The sequence below is a fragment of the Enterobacter sp. QK-SA4 genome, from assembly GCF_056856775.1.
Genome location: NZ_JBXFXH010000007.1, coordinates 1,828,482 through 1,844,253, shown reverse-complemented (window position 1 = coordinate 1,844,253; position 15,772 = coordinate 1,828,482). Strand labels below are relative to the sequence as shown.

Sequence of the window (15,772 nt, the reverse complement as noted above, 5' to 3'; positions counted from 1 at the left end):
ACATTAGTCCTGAAGCTCACTTACCAGAAGAAATTTAAATGTTATAATTTCGCGTGACATAATTTACTTTTCACGAGAAAGCAAATTATATGCCAGATATTACTTTTTATTTAAAGGAAGATTTAAGATGGATTTGAAAAAGCATATTATTGCAGGCTTAACCCTTGCAACACTGTCAATGAATGGTTTCGCCGCAGAAATGAATGCCGGCACTATTCATTTCACGGGTGAAATTATCGAATCAAGCTGTACGATTCAGGGGGACGATGGCACGGACAGTACTATCCCGCTGGGTACCTATCCTATATCGTTGTTTACTGATGTTGGAACGGAAACCGCACTTATGCCCTTCTCCGTTACGCTAGCGAACTGCCCGTTGAAAAGCGATGGGCTTCCGGCTGTACAGCTGACCTTTAACGGCCCAACAACCCTGACCGGGACCAATACGCTGCTGGACGTCAGTAAAATTACCACCACGGGCGATACCGCGGCTACAGGTATCGGCGTTGCCGTCAGCCTGGCGGGTAAAGATGATAAGCTCATCACGATGGACGGCGCCGAAGGGCAGGTCTATATCGAACTGGCGTCAAAACCCGAAGATACGATTAAAGCTGATTTTAATGCTCGCTATAAATCATTTGCAGCTGCGGTTACGGCCGGTCCGGCAGATGCTGATATGACGGTAAACATTCTTTACCGTTAATAAACACACTGCTGACATTCATAATATAAATAGATTTAGGCCTCATGACGTTTAAGGAGTCATGCTCTGATAATAGTCCGAATCCGGATTCGGACTATTATCATTCCCCTTCAATCTCCTTTATTAAAGGTTTCACCATGCGCATTTTACTCCAGGTCTTATTATGCATTCCTGTTATTACGAGCACCTTTTGTCACGCAGCAGGTATTCAGATCGGTCGCACACGCATAATCTACGATGCCGCGAAAAAGGAAGTTGCCCTGCCCTTACAAAATAATGATAAAGAGCTTCCATGGTTAATACAGTCATGGACGGATACGGGCGATGGTAAAACGCACGGACCGTTTATCGTAACTCCGCCTCTCTTTCGGCTCGATCCGCAAAAAGAGCAAAGCCTGCGCATTACCTGGAACGGGACAGCCTTAGCAGGGGATAAAGAGTCGCTGTTCTATATGAACGTGCGAACCGTTCCTGCCACGGCTACAGATGAGGGTGACAAAAACGTCCTGCGGTTAATCTATAAAACGCGTCTGAAACTGTTCTGGCGCCCTGTAGGTCTGAGCGGAACACCCTCTGAAACCTGTAAAAACCTGCGCTTCGCTCGTCATGGTCAGCAGCTCACTGTCATCAACGCGGGGGCGTTCTACAGCGTCTTTGATTCACTTGCGCTGGGCTCGCACAAAGTGGAGAAAGCAGATATGGCTGCCCCTAAATCCCGCGTTGACATTCCTCTCCCTGACAATGCTCAGGGGACGAGCGTCACCTGGCGCTGCATCACCGATTACGGCAATGCTTCAGAAAAATACACTTCCACACTGGCGCAGGATTAAAAGACCGCGATGATGACAGGACGTATTGATTTGTCATACGGGCGGCTCTTTAGACTGAATCCGCTTCTTCGCTGCCTTGGTGGTGTCTTGCTCATGGCGAGCTTCTCGACGCTGGCCCGTGAGTATCGTTTCTCTCCCTCATCGCTTGAAGGAGACATGCTGGCACAGCAGGATATCGACCTTTCACTCTTTTCAAAGTCGAATGCTCAGCTACCCGGCACCTATTCTTCACGAGTGCAGGTGAACGAACGCCGCCTGAGCACCACCAATATCGCTTACGTCAGCTCGCCGGAAGGGTCACTGATACCGCAGCTCACACCGGATATGCTGCGGGCATGGGGGATTGCTATCGATCGGTATCCCGCCTTGCTTGCATTACCCGCCAATAAGGCTTTGCCCAAAGATATCAGCAACTATATTCCCCAGGCCTCCGCGCGGCTTGATTTTTCAACCATGACATTAGCGTTGAGTATTCCTCAGGCCGCGTTAAGTGGGACCGGTCACGATTACATCGATCCCTCGCGCTGGGACGACGGTGTTCCCGTGTTGTTCAGTGACTACGCTTTTTCAGGATCAAAAAATAAGGACAGCGGCGTCAGCAGCGCCACCAGTCAGTATCTGAATTTGCGCACCGGCGCCAACCTGGGTGGCTGGCGAGTGCGCAACTATTCTACGTGGAGCAATTCAGAGAGTGAAAACCAGTGGGAAAATATCAATACCTTCCTGCAGCATGACGTTGACGCCCTCAAGGCGCAGTTCACGGCCGGGGAAAGCAGCACGCGTGGCGAGGTATTTGATAGCTTACAGTACCGGGGCGTCAACCTTGCGTCAGATGAAGAGATGCTTCCCTATAGCCAACGCGGCTATGCCCCTGTCATACGCGGCATCGCCAGTTCAAATGCAGAAATCTCGGTGCGCCAGAACGGCTATCTCATCTATCAGCAAAATGTCGCGCCGGGCGCGTTCGAAATCAACGATCTCTACTCCACGACCAACAGCGGCGATCTGGACGTTACGGTGAAAGAGGCTGACGGCACCGAGCATCGCTTTACGCAGCCCTACTCCAGTATCGCGGTTATGCTGCGGCCAGGGCGTATGAAGTATGAAATGACCGCAGGCCGTTATCGTGCTGAAAGCGGGAGCGACCAAAAGGAACCCGACTTTTTCCAGGGAAGCATGATTTACGGTTTAAATAACCTTCTCACCTGGTTTGGAGGGCTGACCCTCTCGAAAGACTATAACGCCGCCAATACCGGAGCCGGTCTGGCGCTCGGGCCGCTGGGCTCGCTGTCGGCTGACGTTACCCTGGCCGACACCCGGCTAGACGACAACAGCCAACATACCGGCCAGTCATGGCGTCTGCTTTATACCGGTAAACTGGATTCGACCAATACCAACTTCAGCCTCGGCAGCTACCGATACACCAGCCGCGGGTATTACAGCTTTACCGACGCCAATCAAAAGCGTGACGGTCACGAAGACGATCTGCTGTTTCGTTACAATAAACGCAACCGCATTCAGGCCAGCGTGAGCCAAACCGTTGCTGGGGTGAGTCTGTATCTTAATGGTTATCAGCAGGATTACTGGGGCACCTCTAAAAAAGAGTGCAGCCTGTCGGTTGGATTAAATACCGTTGTTGCCGGCACGAGTTATCACGTGGCCTATACGTACAGCAAAACCAACGACGAAGAGTCTGACAGAATGGTCTCTTTAGGGTTTAGCATTCCTCTCGCCAGATGGCTGCCACGCGCCTGGAGTAGCTATAACATCAGCAATACTAAAAATGGCTATACGCGGCAAAACGTGGGCCTCAGCGGTACGCTGCTGGACGACGAGCGTCTGAGCTACTCGTTACAGCAGAGCCATTCCAACCACGACGGGGAAGATATCAGCAGCGTCTACGGCAGCTACCGCTCGCAATACGCCAACCTGACCGCAGGCTATTACGCCTCCACTGATAACTCTCAGCAGCTTAACTACGGCATTAGCGGCGGTATTGTTGCCCATCCTCAGGGCGTCACGCTGGCTCAACCTTTAGGCAGCCAGTTTGCTATCGTCAACGCCAACGACGCGTCTGGCGTCCGTTTCCTGAACCAGCGGGGTATTCAGACCGACTGGCAGGGTAACGCAGTCATTCCATCGCTCACTCCGTACCAGGAGAACAATATTCGTATTGATACCGCGAGCCTGCCGGAAAATGTGGACAGCAGCGATACCGCCATCACCGTCATTCCCTCGCGCAACGCGGCGGTGCTGGCCAGATTTGACGCCCGCACAGGCTATCGGATGCTGATTACCCTGAAGCGTCCAAACGGCCTCCCCGTTCCGTTCGGCGCCATCGCGACCAGTAGCGACCCGGTGATGAGCGGTATTGTCGATGAAACCGGCACCGTCTATCTGGCAGGCATTGGAGAGACCGCGCAGATCACCGTGAAATGGGGCAACGGCACGGGCCAACAGTGCCGCGCCAGCATTACGCAACAGTCAGCCAACCAAACCGAAAGCCCTAACGGTATTCGCTCGGTTAGCGAGCTTTGTCAGCAGGAATAAGCACATGAAAACTATACACACGAAACGGGCCGTCTGGGCTTTATTGACTACTGCATTGAGCCTGACCGCAACCAGCCCGTGCAGGGGAGCCGTGACTTTACTTCGTAACTGCTTCGGTGCGCCGCAAGCCTACACCACGTCGTTCGATCATGAGTTTTCGTCCAGCGAAAATATTGCCAATCATGACTATGATGTGCCAAATCATCTGGTCGGCAATGGACCGGTGATAGTGGCCAACTGCAGCTGTCCCGGAAATATGTTTTCTTCGAGCATGGTCTATGAAAAAACGTTTGCCGGGAGCCCGCTGAATCCGGGAACAAACGGATACGGCTATTTGACCGATAAGATCGATGCCGATATCACCGCCTACGCGGATGCAATCAACTCTCCGGACGGTACTTCTCTGAACCCGTTAGCTATCAATGAATACCCGACGTCCAGAGCTAATATGCGTAACACTACCGAGAATGCACTCGCCAAAACGGAGGGGGATGCCAACGTTTGCAGTAGTGGCACCCAACCGAGCAACGCCGCTACAGTAAAGCGTAATTTCCGCTGGAACGTCGTTGCGATCCTGCTTCACGTTAAAAAACCCATCCTGGGTCAAGAGGTTATCCCTTCGACGATCGTCGCGCAAAACTATGCCTGTCTTTATTTCGGCACGGGGGGAAGCTGCGATTCAGGACAGGCAGAACAGGTCTCTGATATCTGGTTTAGCGGCACGCTTTCTGCGCCGCTAAGCTGCGTTATCAACGAAGGCAGCACCATAGAGGTTGAGTTCGGCAGCATCGTCAGCAAGCAATTCGTCATCAAAGGGCAACCGCCAAAACGTTATGCCATCAAAAACGTTGATATTGCCTACCACTGTGATGATAACGCAGTGGGAAACACGGACCGGATAAAGCTCACGCTGACAGCAGATCAGGGCGTGGCGGATAGCAGTACGCCGTACATTGCAAAACTTCTGGACAGGGACGATCTCGGGGTGCGCGTATATGATGAAAACAGTCAGAACGTTGCGCTGGATGGTACCTATGAGTTTCCGGTAACAATGGACGAGCAGGGAAATGGTGTGGTCAAAATTCAGGCTGTACCGGTCAGCACGACGAATGCCCCCCCGGCCCCGGGCCGCTTTGAAGGTAACGTGACGGTGAAGATGGATCTTCGCTAACCGAAATACCCTCAGGCTGACGCCGCAGCCTGAGGGTAATCAGAACAATCAGAAGCCGAGGCTGTCCAGCAGATCGTCAACCTGATCCTGGCTTGCCACAACGCCCGCCTTGCTGGCGTCGAGCTGTGGACCATTGAGCAGGCTTTCGTTCTCGCGTTTTGGACGGGCTGCCGGTTCCGGAATGTTCTCCAGCAGAACCATCAGCAGCTGACGCTCAATCTCCTGGATAACATCCATCATGCGCTTGATCACCTGACCGGTGAGGTCCTGGAAATCCTGCGCCATCATGATGTCCAGCAGCTGGGCGTTGGTGAAGCTGGTGTGGCCCGGCACATCACCCAGGTACTGACGGGTATCCGTCACCAGCTCGCGGGCATCCGCCAGCTCGATAGGATTCTCAAACCACTCGTCCCAGCGTTTGCTCAGCGCTTTCGCCCCCTTTTCCATCGCATCCTGGTGCGGCTGTGACGCTTCAACGCTGTTCAGCGCACGTTCCGCGGCCTGAGCGGTCATCTGCACAACATAGTCCAGACGATCGCGGGCATCAGGAATGGCTTCCGCCGCTTCGGCAATCGCCTGATCCAGACCCAGCTCGCGCAGGCTGTCACGCAGCATGCGCGTCAGGCTGCCGATGCGGACGATAATATCGCTCGGCGAGTGTTCTTCAACGGGTTTCATAGCAGGTTGCAACATTTCCATCACCTCACATGCCGAGTTTCTCGAAGATCTTACCGAGCTTCTCTTCCAGGGTTGCCGCGGTGAATGGCTTCACCACATAGCCGCTTGCGCCCGCCTGTGCAGCGGCAATGATGTTCTCTTTTTTCGCTTCTGCAGTAACCATCAGAACCGGCATAGACGCCATTCCCGCATCGGCACGAATGGTTTTCAGCAGTTCCAGACCGTCCATGTTAGGCATGTTCCAGTCGGAGATAACAAAACCAAACCCGCCAGCCTGCAGTTTGTTCAGCGCATCAACGCCGTCTTCTGCTTCTTCAACGTTGTTGAAGCCCAGCTCTTTCAGCAGGTTGCGCACGATGCGACGCATGGTGGAAAAGTCATCCACAACCAAAAACTTAAGCTCTTTATCCGCCATAAAATAATACTCCTGAGTCAAATACGTATTGCCTGTCCGGCACTGATTTTCGCCAGCATCTGCTGGCTTACCTGGCTAAGATCGACCACTTCGCTCACGCCACCCATATTGATGGCCTCGCGCGGCATGCCGAACACCACACAACTTGCTTCATTCTGCGCAATCGTCCAGGCGCCAGCCTGGTGCATTGCAAGCATTCCGGCGGCACCATCGTTGCCCATCCCCGTCAGGATCACCCCAACGGCGTTGCGCCCCGCATGTTTCGCCACCGAATGAAACAGCACATCCACCGACGGACGGTGCCGGTTGACCGGCGGTCCGTCATGAATTTTGATTTGATAGTTAGCGCCGCTGCGCGCCAGCTCCATATGCTTGTCGCCCGGGGCGATATAGGCATGTCCCGGGAGCACGCGCTCGCCGTCTTCCGCCTCCTTCACGCTGATCTGGCACAACTTGTTCAGGCGTTCGGCGAACGAACGGGTAAAGCCTGGCGGCATATGCTGAGTGATCAGAATACCCGGACTTGAAAGCGGCAATGGCTGGAGTACATGACGAATTGCCTCTGTTCCTCCGGTTGACGCCCCAATGACCAGCAGTTTTTCCGAGCTGAGTAAGGGACCGGCCTTCAGGGTCGCAGGCGCGGCCAATGGCGTATGGGCAGCAAGCTTCGCACGCGACGCGGTGCGGATCTTCTCCGCGATCATTTCGCTGTAGGCCAGCATCCCTTCGCGTATGCCGAGCTGCGGTTTGGTGACAAAATCCACCGCCCCCAGCTCCAGCGCGCGCAGGGTGATTTCCGATCCTTTTCCGGTCAGGGAGGAGACCATCACCACCGGCATGGGCCGAAGCCGCATTAATTTTTCGAGGAAATCTATGCCATCCATGCGCGGCATCTCGACATCCAGCGTTAGCACGTCGGGGTTATATTTTTTAATTAAATCCCGCGCTACCAGAGGATCGGGCGCAGTGGCCACCATCTCCATGTCGCTGTGGCTATTGATAATTTCAGTCATGATCTGACGCATCAGCGCTGAATCATCGACAGACAACACCCTGATTTTACTCATGCTTTTTCCTTACTCAGCGCATATACCGTTTGCCCACGCAGGCTAAACTCACGCGCGAGGTTGCTGAAGTTTTCCGAGTGCCCGGCAAACAGTAAACCGTCAGGCTTGAGCAACGGAACAAACCGACGCAGAATGTCCTGTTGCGTCGTTTTATCAAAATAGATCATAACGTTACGGCAAAAAATGGCGTCGAACGGCCCCGGCACGTTGTACTGCTTATCCAGCAGGTTAACGGGCGCGAATTCGACGCAGTTCGCCAGCTCCTGGCGTACGCGCACCAGGCCTTCATGCGGGCCCGTGCCGCGCATGAAATAACGCTGCAGCTGCTGCGGCGACAGCGTTTTCAGTTCATCCTGGCGATACACGCCGTTACGCGCCTTCTCCAGCACCTCGGTATCGATATCGCTGGCGTAGACTTTCCAGCGTCCGGGCGTCATGCCCAGGGTGTCGGCAAGGGTGATCGCCAGGGAGTACGGCTCTTCACCCGTCGAGGCAGCCGCACTCCATACGCGATATTCCCCGGTGCGACGGCGGGCGTGCTCGGCCAGAACCGGGAAGTGGTGAGCTTCACGGAAAAACGCCGTCAGGTTGGTGGTTAATGAGTTAATAAAAGCCTGCCACTCTGCGCTGTTCTGGTTCGCCTCGAGCATGCTCAGATAGCGGCCAAAATCATCCAGCCCCAGCGTACGCAAGCGCCGCACCAGACGGTTGTAGACCATGTCCCGCTTATGATCCGCAAGCACGATCCCCGCACGCTGGTAGATTAACTGACATATCCGACGAAAATGCGCGTCGGACAGCGCGAGGCGCTGTGTCATCTGCAACAATAATGACGTTTGCCCAGGGGGCATTGGTGATGTCATAGCGCCTTCTTAATTACATTCAGGATACAACTGGCACGGCCTGCGACCGCCCGACTTCTGTTACTGTTTCAACGTGCTCTTTCACATTAAATACCGCGACCAGTCCGGTCAGACGATCCGCCTGGCTGGCCAGCTGATCGGTTGCCGCTGCCGCTTCCTCAACTAACGAGGCGTTCTGTTGCGTCACCTGATCCATCTGGCTGACGGCCTGGGCAACCTGCTCAATGCCGCGGCGCTGTTCGTCCGACGCCGAGGCAATCTCGCCCATGATGTCGTTCACCCGCGTCACGGAGGTGACGATCTCGTGCATGGTTTTCGCCGCCGTATCCACCAGCGTTGAGCCCTGCTGAACGCGCGAGACCGACTCTTCGATCAGCACCTTAATTTCTTTCGCCGCGTTGGCGCTGCGGCTCGCCAGGTTACGCACTTCCCCCGCCACCACCGCAAATCCACGCCCTTGCTCACCGGCGCGCGCCGCTTCCACGGCGGCATTCAGGGCCAGAATGTTGGTCTGGAACGCGATACCGTCAATCACGCTGATGATGTCGCCAATTTTCTGCGAGCTGGTGGCAATCTCCTGCATGGTGCTGGCGACATGGGACGCCTGGTCACCGCCTTTCTTCGCCGTCATCGCCGCCTGTTTTGACAGATCTGAAGCCTGACGCGCGTTATCGGCGTTCTGGCCTACCGTCGCGGTCAACTGCTCCATGCTGGCCGCCGTCTGCGCCAGCGAGGCCGCCTGCTGCTCGGTGCGGGACGAGAGATCGTTGTTCCCCGCCGCAATCTCAGAGATCCCGGTGTGCATGGCATAGCTGCCCTGCCGCACGTCGCTCACCGTTTCCCGCAGCGATCCCTGCATCGCCTTCAGGCTGGCAAAGATCGCCGAAATTTCATTCTTGCCGAACACCGCCACCGGACGCGCCAGGTCCCCTTTCGCAATACTGTCGAAGTGGCTGCTGATAATCGCCAGCGGCTGCACGATCATCCTGCGTGACCAGAGCAGCGCCCCGCCGGTCAGCAGCCCTGCCAGAATCACCACCACCGCAAAGATGATGCCCGACATGTGATAGCTTTGACGGCTCTGGTCACCGGCACGCTGAACAGACTGGTTAATATCCTGCTGCCACGCGTTAAAGCTGCCGTCAAACGCCGCCTGAGACGCCTGAACCGGTGCGGTCATAAAGTCCGAAAGCTGGTTGTTCTCAAGCCACGTCGCCTGGTGGTCCAGATCGCTATACCACTGTTCAAAGTTCGTCTTCATGGCGGCCTTCAGCGCTTTCTCTTTCTCGCTGTCGGCGGCCTGCGCCGTAAAGGCTTTAAACTGTGCGTCAGCCTGCTTCAGGCTGTCGCGCGCGGTCGCCATCAGCGCTTTAATGTCATCCGGCGGATAACTCAGCGCGGTTAAGGTTCCCGCCTTGTTCAGCGCAGTGCTTGCCTGCAACAGCACAGCACGCGTTTGTGCCAGTGCGGAGCGCTGCTGATTACTCGCCTCAACTTCCTGCAAATTCTGATAGCCATCGCGAAACGCCCAAAAAGACAACCCGTTACTGCCAACCTGCAACACACCGCAAAGGATCAGAATCAAAAACAGTGTGGTCGAGATACGAATACGATTTAACATCCACGCTCCCATCAAGCGGCAAGCAGCCGCGGTTTAATTGTCAGTCAAAATGTTTCCCAGTTTTCATCTTGTCCGGTCGTCGCGGTGCGCGTACGGTTTGCAGCCGATTCAGCGGCTGGCGCGCGATACGTCGCCTGCGGGGTGACCGAGTTTCCAGCGAGTGAAGCGAGACGAAACGCCGAGACGGCCATCTTCAGACGGCTCGCCTGGTCTTCCAGAGCAGCGGCCGCCGCAGCGGACTCCTGCACCAGCGCGGCGTTTTGCTGTGTCACGCGATCCATTTCCGATACCGCCAGGGCAACCTGGTCGATACCACGACTCTGCTCATCGGACGCAGAGGCGATTTCACCCATGATGTCCGTCACGCGGGTGACGGCATTCACGATGTCATTCATGGTCTCCCCGGCGCTTTCCACCAGCACGGAGCCGGTATCCACGCGGGAGACGGAATCTTCAATCAGGGACTTGATCTCTTTGGCCGCGTTGGCGCTGCGGCTGGCCAGGTTGCGTACTTCCCCGGCCACCACGGCAAACCCGCGCCCCTGTTCGCCCGCGCGCGCCGCTTCCACGGCGGCGTTCAGCGCCAGAATGTTGGTCTGGAAGGCAATGCCGTCGATGACGCTGATGATGTCGGCGATTTTCTTCGAGCTGTCTGCGATTTCGTGCATGGTTTTCACCACGCCATCCACCACGCGTCCGCCGCGCTGCGCCGTCTCGGAGGCGCTTTCTGCCAGCTGAGACGCCTGGCGGGCGTTATCGGCGTTCTGCTTCACGGTCGCGGTGAGCTGCTCCATGCTGGCGGCCGTCTCTTCCAGGGCGGAAGCCTGCTGCTCGGTTCGGGATGAGAGATCGTTATTCCCCATCGCAATTTCGCTGGTGCCGGTATAGATAGCCTCCGACCCGTTGCGCACGTTGGCGACGGTTTCGATTAACGAACGCTGCATATGGTCAACGCTGTTTGCCAGCTCGGTGATCTCATTGCGCCCGGAGACGGTCAGCGTTTTGGTCAGGTCACCGCCGGCAATTTCGCGAATGTGGGCAATGACGCGGCCGAGAGGGTTCAGCAGGATATGGCGAATGCCGTACCAGACCGCAACCAGCACAATAACCAGCGCCAGCGCCATCACCGCCATCTGCCATTTCGCAAAGCGGTAGTCATTCTGGCTTTCCGTAAAGGCCGAGTGATAGAGATCGCCGCTGGCCTTCGCGTATTCCCCCAGCGCCGCGCCGAGTGCGTTTTGCATCCCCTGCGTCGGCTGCGCGAAATAGGCGTCCATATTGCCGCTCTCCAGGAACTGAATCAGCTCTGCCAGACCGGCATGATAGGCGTTGTATTTTTCGTCAATGTTCTGGCTCACCTGCTCCATTGCAGGCTGTGGGGTAATCTTTTTAAAGGCGTCGTAATGTTTAGCGGCATCAGCGAGGGTGGCACGGGCATTTTTCAACAGATCGGTTTTCGCGCTGCTCTGCTGATTGTTAGGGTCCATCATCATGCGCGCGGACGAGCGGCTCAGGTTGATGCGCGTTTGCAGCATCAGATCCCACGTCGACGTGAGCTCACTCTGCTGCAGGCGGAGATCGTTCGAGGCCGCGAAGCTGTCCTGGTTCTGTTTTAATGACGAGAAAAAAAGCCCGCCGGAGATGAGCTGAAGAAGTGCGAAAATGACCAGCACCATCATGAGCATTGTGACAACGCGGATACGGTTCAACATACAACACCTTCTCATAGATTTATTAACGGTGTTATCGGCACAGCCCACAGGAACTTTACATTTGCGAAAGGGAAAAGCGCGGGGGTTAAAACGCCACGTCGACAATCAGCGTGTCGGTGTAGGTTCCGGCGGGCGGCGTGGCCTGATTGGTCAGGACTTTAGCGGTGTAGTTGTAGGTGCGCAGTAAACCGTCGCTACTGACCTGGGACGATACCGCGCTGGACCAGCGCTCGCTGCCGCTGACGCCCCAGCGGTTACCGGTGGCTTCCTTATAGATGTCGTAGCTCATGGCGTTGCTGCCGCTCACCATCCGCCGCACGTTGTTCAGCGCGTTGGCGCCGTTATTAATGCCGATGGTATACGAACTTCCTTTGGTACAGGTGACGGCAATCGCCTGCGAGACGGTGGGGAAACTTTGCACCAGCGGCGCGCTGTTGAAGTTCACATCTGGCGTGGTCATGGCGCTGCAGTCGTTGGTGACGGTCATATCGAGCAGGATGGTGGTTGTCGCGGTTCCCGTCTGATTGATTGTGCAAACGCCGAGCGCGCCCACGGAGCACACGCTGTAGTTAATACTGAAGGTTAACTGCACCTGATATGGCCCGGCAGTGACGTTTTGCCCGGCGACGGTGCGGAAATAGAGCGGAATGTTGTACTGCTTTGACCCCAGCAACCCCAGCAGGGTATTCCCGCTCCAGGTATACGATTTACTAATCTGTACCTCGCTGCTGCTCGCGCATCCTGATAACCCGCACAGCCGGGTGGGGATGACGTCGGTGATGGCCGCATTATCCGTGCGTTTCATCGTGGCGCGGCTGCTGCCCGAAACCGATGCCGCGGTGTAGGTCAGCGTTACCGAGTCGCTAGTCAGCAGATTCAGCACGGCATCGCAGGCCACCACCAGCGTGCCGGTGGTTTGAACTTCCCCAGTTCCGCTGAGCGCGAACGAGGTGACGCTGCCAAACGACGCATTAACCGTGCTGACAGTACACGCCCCCCAGCCGCCGCCGGAGAACAGCAGCAGGATCAACAGCAGCAGGCGCGTCATGGCGCCTCCCGGCAAATCAGCGGCCCGTAGGTTCTCAGCTTATGCTCCGGATTGGCCTCCACGGTCAGGGTAGTCTTGCAGCGCCTCCCGTCAGGTGCGATCACCTCCAGCGGGTTCACGTCGCTGAGATTTTCCAGCCAGGCGATGCCGTCATACCCCACCACCGCATTGCTGCGCGAGGCGCGTCGAACCTGACTTCCCACCGGCAACGCCTTCCCGTTCGTATCATGCAGAATAACGCTTGCCACCCGCTCCTGCTCCATCGGGAAATCGACCAGATAGCCGCTGTGACGCTGAATCGCGATCCGGCGTTCGGTCTCTTTCAGACGGGTATCCGCCGGCAGATTCAGAGTATCAATCCGGTAGCTTGCGGGTAATACGCCGACACCCCGCTCACCAGCAGGTAGCCGTTGTTATTGGTTTTACCGACGGGCTGGTTCTCATAGCTGACGGGCACGTCAGGGTGGCCGTCGGTACTGATGACCACAAACGCATCGTTGATCTTATTCGCCGCGAACAGCTCGCCGTCCATAAGCACAATGGCGCCCATCGCCTCGCCCCACCAGGTCATGGTATCCCTTTCGCCATAGCCGCCGCCCTGCAGCTCGATATTGTTATTGCGCCAGCCCAGCGTACCCTGTTGATAATCACTGGATCTCGACTGGTTGGCCCAGGCCATGTTCCAGCTGAACCCACCGTCAGAAGGCATGGAGTGGTTGTAGTTAATGCGCTGGGTACTGCCTGCATCCGGAGTGTTTTCGACGGTGACGGCAGCGCTGTCGCGTGCCCCCAGCGGCACCTGCAGCGACAGCGCGACCGTCCAGTCTCCCCGCTGCCGATCCCGGCTGCCGGCCAGATAAATGCTGCTCGCCCCCCACAGGTTGCGGCTCCAGGAGAGATTAAGCAGCTCGGTTTTTTGGCTGTCAAAACTCTCCACGCCGATCCAGGCTGCACCGATGTTGCCGTACCGTCCCAGATTGAAGGTCAGCGAATACTGGTCCGTATTACGGCTAAAGCTGGCGATGGGCTTATCGTTTTCGTCATACACCGTCGGCTGGTCGTAAAGGGCGAGATTGCCAAAGCCGCGGTCGCGACGCGTGTGCTGGGTGGCGACGCTAAACTCGCTGGTACTGTACTGGTAACCCCAGTTGATTTGCCCGCCCGCATCACCGCGCATGCGGCTTTGCGAGTAAGAGGTGTTCACCACGCCAAACTGGCCGAGTTTTATCACCGTCCCCGCGCCGCCCAGCGCCAGCTCCTGCGCCCCTTCCGCGTGGCCCTCGAGGGTTAGCCAATCCGTCATTCCGTAGCGATACGAGCCGCTGCCGGCTGCCGGACCGTAGTCAAAATTCTTGATACCGTAATTACGCCGCAGGCTGCCGAGCGTCACGGCGCCGTCGCTCAGCCCTTGCTTAAGCAGGTCGCTGGTGACGTAAAACGGTAGCGTGGTGCTTACCTGGCGCCCCAGCGCATCCGTTGTGACCAGTACCGCATCCCCGGCCCCGTTGATATAGGGCAGATTGGTCAGGGTGAAAGGCCCCGGCTGAAGCTGGGTTGAACCGGAGCGATAGCCGTTGATAAAGAGATCGACCGAAGTGGGTACCGCAGCTTCCCCCGCGAACTCGGGCAGCGGCCATGTCACCAGGTCAGGACGCAGGGAGAAATCCCGCCCGACGCTTATCCCCCCCATTCGCACGCTGGAGCTCCAGCTCAGGGCATCGCTGATCACGTCCCCGGCGCTCCAGCTCATCGCGTCATCTTCGTTGGTGAACAGCAGGGTCGTGTCATAGCGGACATACCCTTCCTGCTGGCCGTCGTTACCGGTGAAATTTTCCCGCGCGTAACCGGTCGAGGAAAACGAGCCGTTTTCGTTGAAGTAGCGGAACTCATGCCAGATCGACGCCTGGCCGCCGATATGTTCCGTGTGGTTGGTGTAGAGATCGTAATTCAGCAGCGCCCCGCGCCCATAGTGAGGTTTGGCCTGCGCCGCTTGCGCGCTGAAAGGCGTCACGCGGGCCGTCACCCAGTCGCGGGGAACGGTCAGCAGCAGGCGCTGCGCGGCGCTGTCGTACTCCACCCGAACCTGAGCAAGCGAGGAGAGATTTACCTCGCCGGTGGGAACGTGCGCCGGGGGCAGCCCCGCGCGCAGCAAATCGGCGCTGGAGATAAAGAAAGCGCCTTTACGCTGCGTCACGGGCACGACCAGGCCGGTGTCGTAGTGATTGACCACGATGGCCAGCTGGAAAACCGCTTCATCATTTATCGCCTGTGCCTGGGGAGGCGGCGGTAAACTGTCGTCGCCGGGTCCGGCCAGTGTCGCGGAACTGACGCATAGCAGTATCATCATCGCCGGCTTCAGTTGACGGGCGTCGACTGCCATTGTTCGTCCCTGGCATTAATCTGCGCGCTCATCCGCTCTGGCTGACGAACGCCAGCGGGTATAGGCCAGCTGCGGGTGCTGCCCGGCAGGACGTAACCCAGCAATCCCTCCGCCACCGTGCGTTTCTGACCTCCCTGCTCCAGCGCCACCTGGCTCAGCCTGACGTGGACATTACCCCGATTTTTGACCTCCAGCGCAGGCTTCCCCTCCGCCTGCGTCACCCGCCAGCTCAGGTTTTGGGTCTCCGCCAGCGCGTGATGCGCGCCCTCTTTGATAGTCGGGATCCCCTGTCCATATACGAACAGAGGGATGGAGTAACGCATCTGCAATTTCAGGCCGATGGCGGGTTCGGCTTTGGCATCTGGCTGGGGGATTTCATCGACGATAATGCGATAGGCCTGTTCGACCCCTGCAGGAACCGTAGCCTGTTTGATAAGGCGAATGAGCTGCTTGCTGCCCGTGCCAATCGTGACGATGGGCGGGCTGGCGACCACGTCCTGCTGCGCGGTAAAGCGCTCGTGTCCGTCCTCCTGCTTCCAGCGCACGATGCGGACCTGCATCGTCGTGGCGCTGTTTCCCTGGTTCTGGATCCACAGTTCCGTGGCGTTGGCGTCCGCCGCAAGCCAGGGATCGATGGGCCAGAGCAGGATGGTGGCAGCCGCCTGCGCCTGGCCAGCAACCGCCATACCCAACGCGCCCGCCAGACAAACCGGTCTGAAAAATGGCTTCATCAA

Annotated in this window: 12 protein-coding genes and 1 pseudogene; 4 read left to right on the top strand and 9 right to left on the bottom strand. The window is 56.9% G+C overall.

The genetic code is table 11. The features are described from left to right. Window positions 1–127: 127 nt before the first annotated feature. From AC1VYI_RS10350 to AC1VYI_RS10335, 4 genes are all read left to right on the top strand, one after another. Window positions 128–703: a fimbrial protein gene (locus tag AC1VYI_RS10350; protein ID WP_045355959.1), complete on the top strand. Its 576-nt coding sequence runs from the start codon at window positions 128–130 to the stop codon at window positions 701–703. Between the two features lie 137 nt (window positions 704–840). After that, window positions 841–1,533 (top strand): fimbrial biogenesis chaperone, encoded by a 693-nt coding sequence (locus AC1VYI_RS10345; protein ID WP_134866057.1) that lies wholly within the window; start codon window positions 841–843, stop codon window positions 1,531–1,533. 93 nt (window positions 1,534–1,626) lie between these two features. Continuing rightward, window positions 1,627–4,083 carry a fimbria/pilus outer membrane usher protein gene (locus AC1VYI_RS10340; RefSeq protein WP_226483975.1) on the top strand — a complete coding sequence of 819 codons (2,457 nt, stop codon included), beginning with the start codon at window positions 1,627–1,629 and terminating at the stop codon, window positions 4,081–4,083. Window positions 4,084–4,087: 4 nt separating this feature from the next. Then, a complete protein-coding gene (locus AC1VYI_RS10335) occupies window positions 4,088–5,254 on the top strand; it encodes a fimbrial protein (RefSeq protein ID WP_134866055.1) in 1,167 nt (388 codons plus the stop codon). 48 nt (window positions 5,255–5,302) lie between these two features. Here AC1VYI_RS10335 and cheZ read toward each other — a convergent pair whose 3' ends face one another. The 9 genes and pseudogenes from cheZ to AC1VYI_RS10290 form a co-directional block, all read right to left on the bottom strand. Beyond that, complete coding sequence (cheZ, locus tag AC1VYI_RS10330) at window positions 5,303–5,947, bottom strand: protein phosphatase CheZ (protein ID WP_023312251.1); 645 nt, start codon at window positions 5,945–5,947, stop codon at window positions 5,303–5,305. Between the two features lie 10 nt (window positions 5,948–5,957). Next, a complete protein-coding gene (gene cheY, locus AC1VYI_RS10325) occupies window positions 5,958–6,347 on the bottom strand; it encodes a chemotaxis response regulator CheY (protein ID WP_008500431.1) in 390 nt (129 codons plus the stop codon). A gap of 17 nt (window positions 6,348–6,364) precedes the next feature. Continuing rightward, a complete protein-coding gene (locus AC1VYI_RS10320; RefSeq protein WP_023312252.1) occupies window positions 6,365–7,414 on the bottom strand; it encodes a protein-glutamate methylesterase/protein-glutamine glutaminase in 1,050 nt (349 codons plus the stop codon). After that, window positions 7,411–8,277, bottom strand: a complete 867-nt coding sequence (cheR, locus tag AC1VYI_RS10315; RefSeq protein WP_023312253.1) for a protein-glutamate O-methyltransferase CheR — start codon at window positions 8,275–8,277, stop codon at window positions 7,411–7,413. The genes AC1VYI_RS10320 and cheR overlap by 4 nt, the downstream gene beginning before the upstream one ends. Before the next feature lie 19 nt (window positions 8,278–8,296). After that, on the bottom strand, window positions 8,297–9,898 hold the full coding sequence (tap, locus tag AC1VYI_RS10310; protein WP_047741710.1) for a methyl-accepting chemotaxis protein IV: 1,602 nt from the start codon (window positions 9,896–9,898) through the stop codon (window positions 8,297–8,299). Window positions 9,899–9,942: 44 nt separating this feature from the next. After that, the gene (gene tar / locus AC1VYI_RS10305; protein WP_023312255.1) at window positions 9,943–11,610 is read right to left on the bottom strand and encodes a methyl-accepting chemotaxis protein II; all 1,668 of its coding nucleotides are present in this window, start codon (window positions 11,608–11,610) and stop codon (window positions 9,943–9,945) included. An 85-nt stretch (window positions 11,611–11,695) separates the two neighbouring features. Beyond that, on the bottom strand, window positions 11,696–12,658 hold the full coding sequence (locus tag AC1VYI_RS10300) for a Csu type fimbrial protein (RefSeq protein WP_134866054.1): 963 nt from the start codon (window positions 12,656–12,658) through the stop codon (window positions 11,696–11,698). Further along, a pseudogene (locus AC1VYI_RS10295) lies at window positions 12,655–15,038 on the bottom strand (fimbria/pilus outer membrane usher protein). The gene AC1VYI_RS10300 and the pseudogene AC1VYI_RS10295 overlap by 4 nt, the downstream one beginning before the upstream one ends. Further along, the gene (locus AC1VYI_RS10290; RefSeq protein ID WP_134866053.1) at window positions 15,014–15,769 is read right to left on the bottom strand and encodes a fimbrial biogenesis chaperone; all 756 of its coding nucleotides are present in this window, start codon (window positions 15,767–15,769) and stop codon (window positions 15,014–15,016) included. The pseudogene AC1VYI_RS10295 and the gene AC1VYI_RS10290 overlap by 25 nt, the downstream one beginning before the upstream one ends. Between the last annotated feature and the right edge of the window lie 3 nt (window positions 15,770–15,772).

What these genes read in the sequence shown, in the direction of transcription:
- AC1VYI_RS10350 (WP_045355959.1), top strand. Translation starts at nt 128, where the DNA reads ATGGATTTGAAAAAGCATATTATTGCAGGCTTAACCCTTGCAACACTG.
- tar (WP_023312255.1), bottom strand. Translation starts at nt 11,610, where the DNA reads ATGTTGAACCGTATCCGCGTTGTCACAATGCTCATGATGGTGCTGGTC.
- AC1VYI_RS10320 (WP_023312252.1), bottom strand. Translation starts at nt 7,414, where the DNA reads ATGAGTAAAATCAGGGTGTTGTCTGTCGATGATTCAGCGCTGATGCGT.
- AC1VYI_RS10300 (WP_134866054.1), bottom strand. Translation starts at nt 12,658, where the DNA reads ATGACGCGCCTGCTGCTGTTGATCCTGCTGCTGTTCTCCGGCGGCGGC.
- cheR (WP_023312253.1), bottom strand. Translation starts at nt 8,277, where the DNA reads ATGACATCACCAATGCCCCCTGGGCAAACGTCATTATTGTTGCAGATG.
- cheZ (WP_023312251.1), bottom strand. Translation starts at nt 5,947, where the DNA reads ATGTTGCAACCTGCTATGAAACCCGTTGAAGAACACTCGCCGAGCGAT.
- AC1VYI_RS10340 (WP_226483975.1), top strand. Translation starts at nt 1,627, where the DNA reads ATGGCGAGCTTCTCGACGCTGGCCCGTGAGTATCGTTTCTCTCCCTCA.
- cheY (WP_008500431.1), bottom strand. Translation starts at nt 6,347, where the DNA reads ATGGCGGATAAAGAGCTTAAGTTTTTGGTTGTGGATGACTTTTCCACC.
- AC1VYI_RS10290 (WP_134866053.1), bottom strand. Translation starts at nt 15,769, where the DNA reads ATGAAGCCATTTTTCAGACCGGTTTGTCTGGCGGGCGCGTTGGGTATG.
- AC1VYI_RS10335 (WP_134866055.1), top strand. Translation starts at nt 4,088, where the DNA reads ATGAAAACTATACACACGAAACGGGCCGTCTGGGCTTTATTGACTACT.
- AC1VYI_RS10345 (WP_134866057.1), top strand. Translation starts at nt 841, where the DNA reads ATGCGCATTTTACTCCAGGTCTTATTATGCATTCCTGTTATTACGAGC.
- tap (WP_047741710.1), bottom strand. Translation starts at nt 9,898, where the DNA reads ATGTTAAATCGTATTCGTATCTCGACCACACTGTTTTTGATTCTGATC.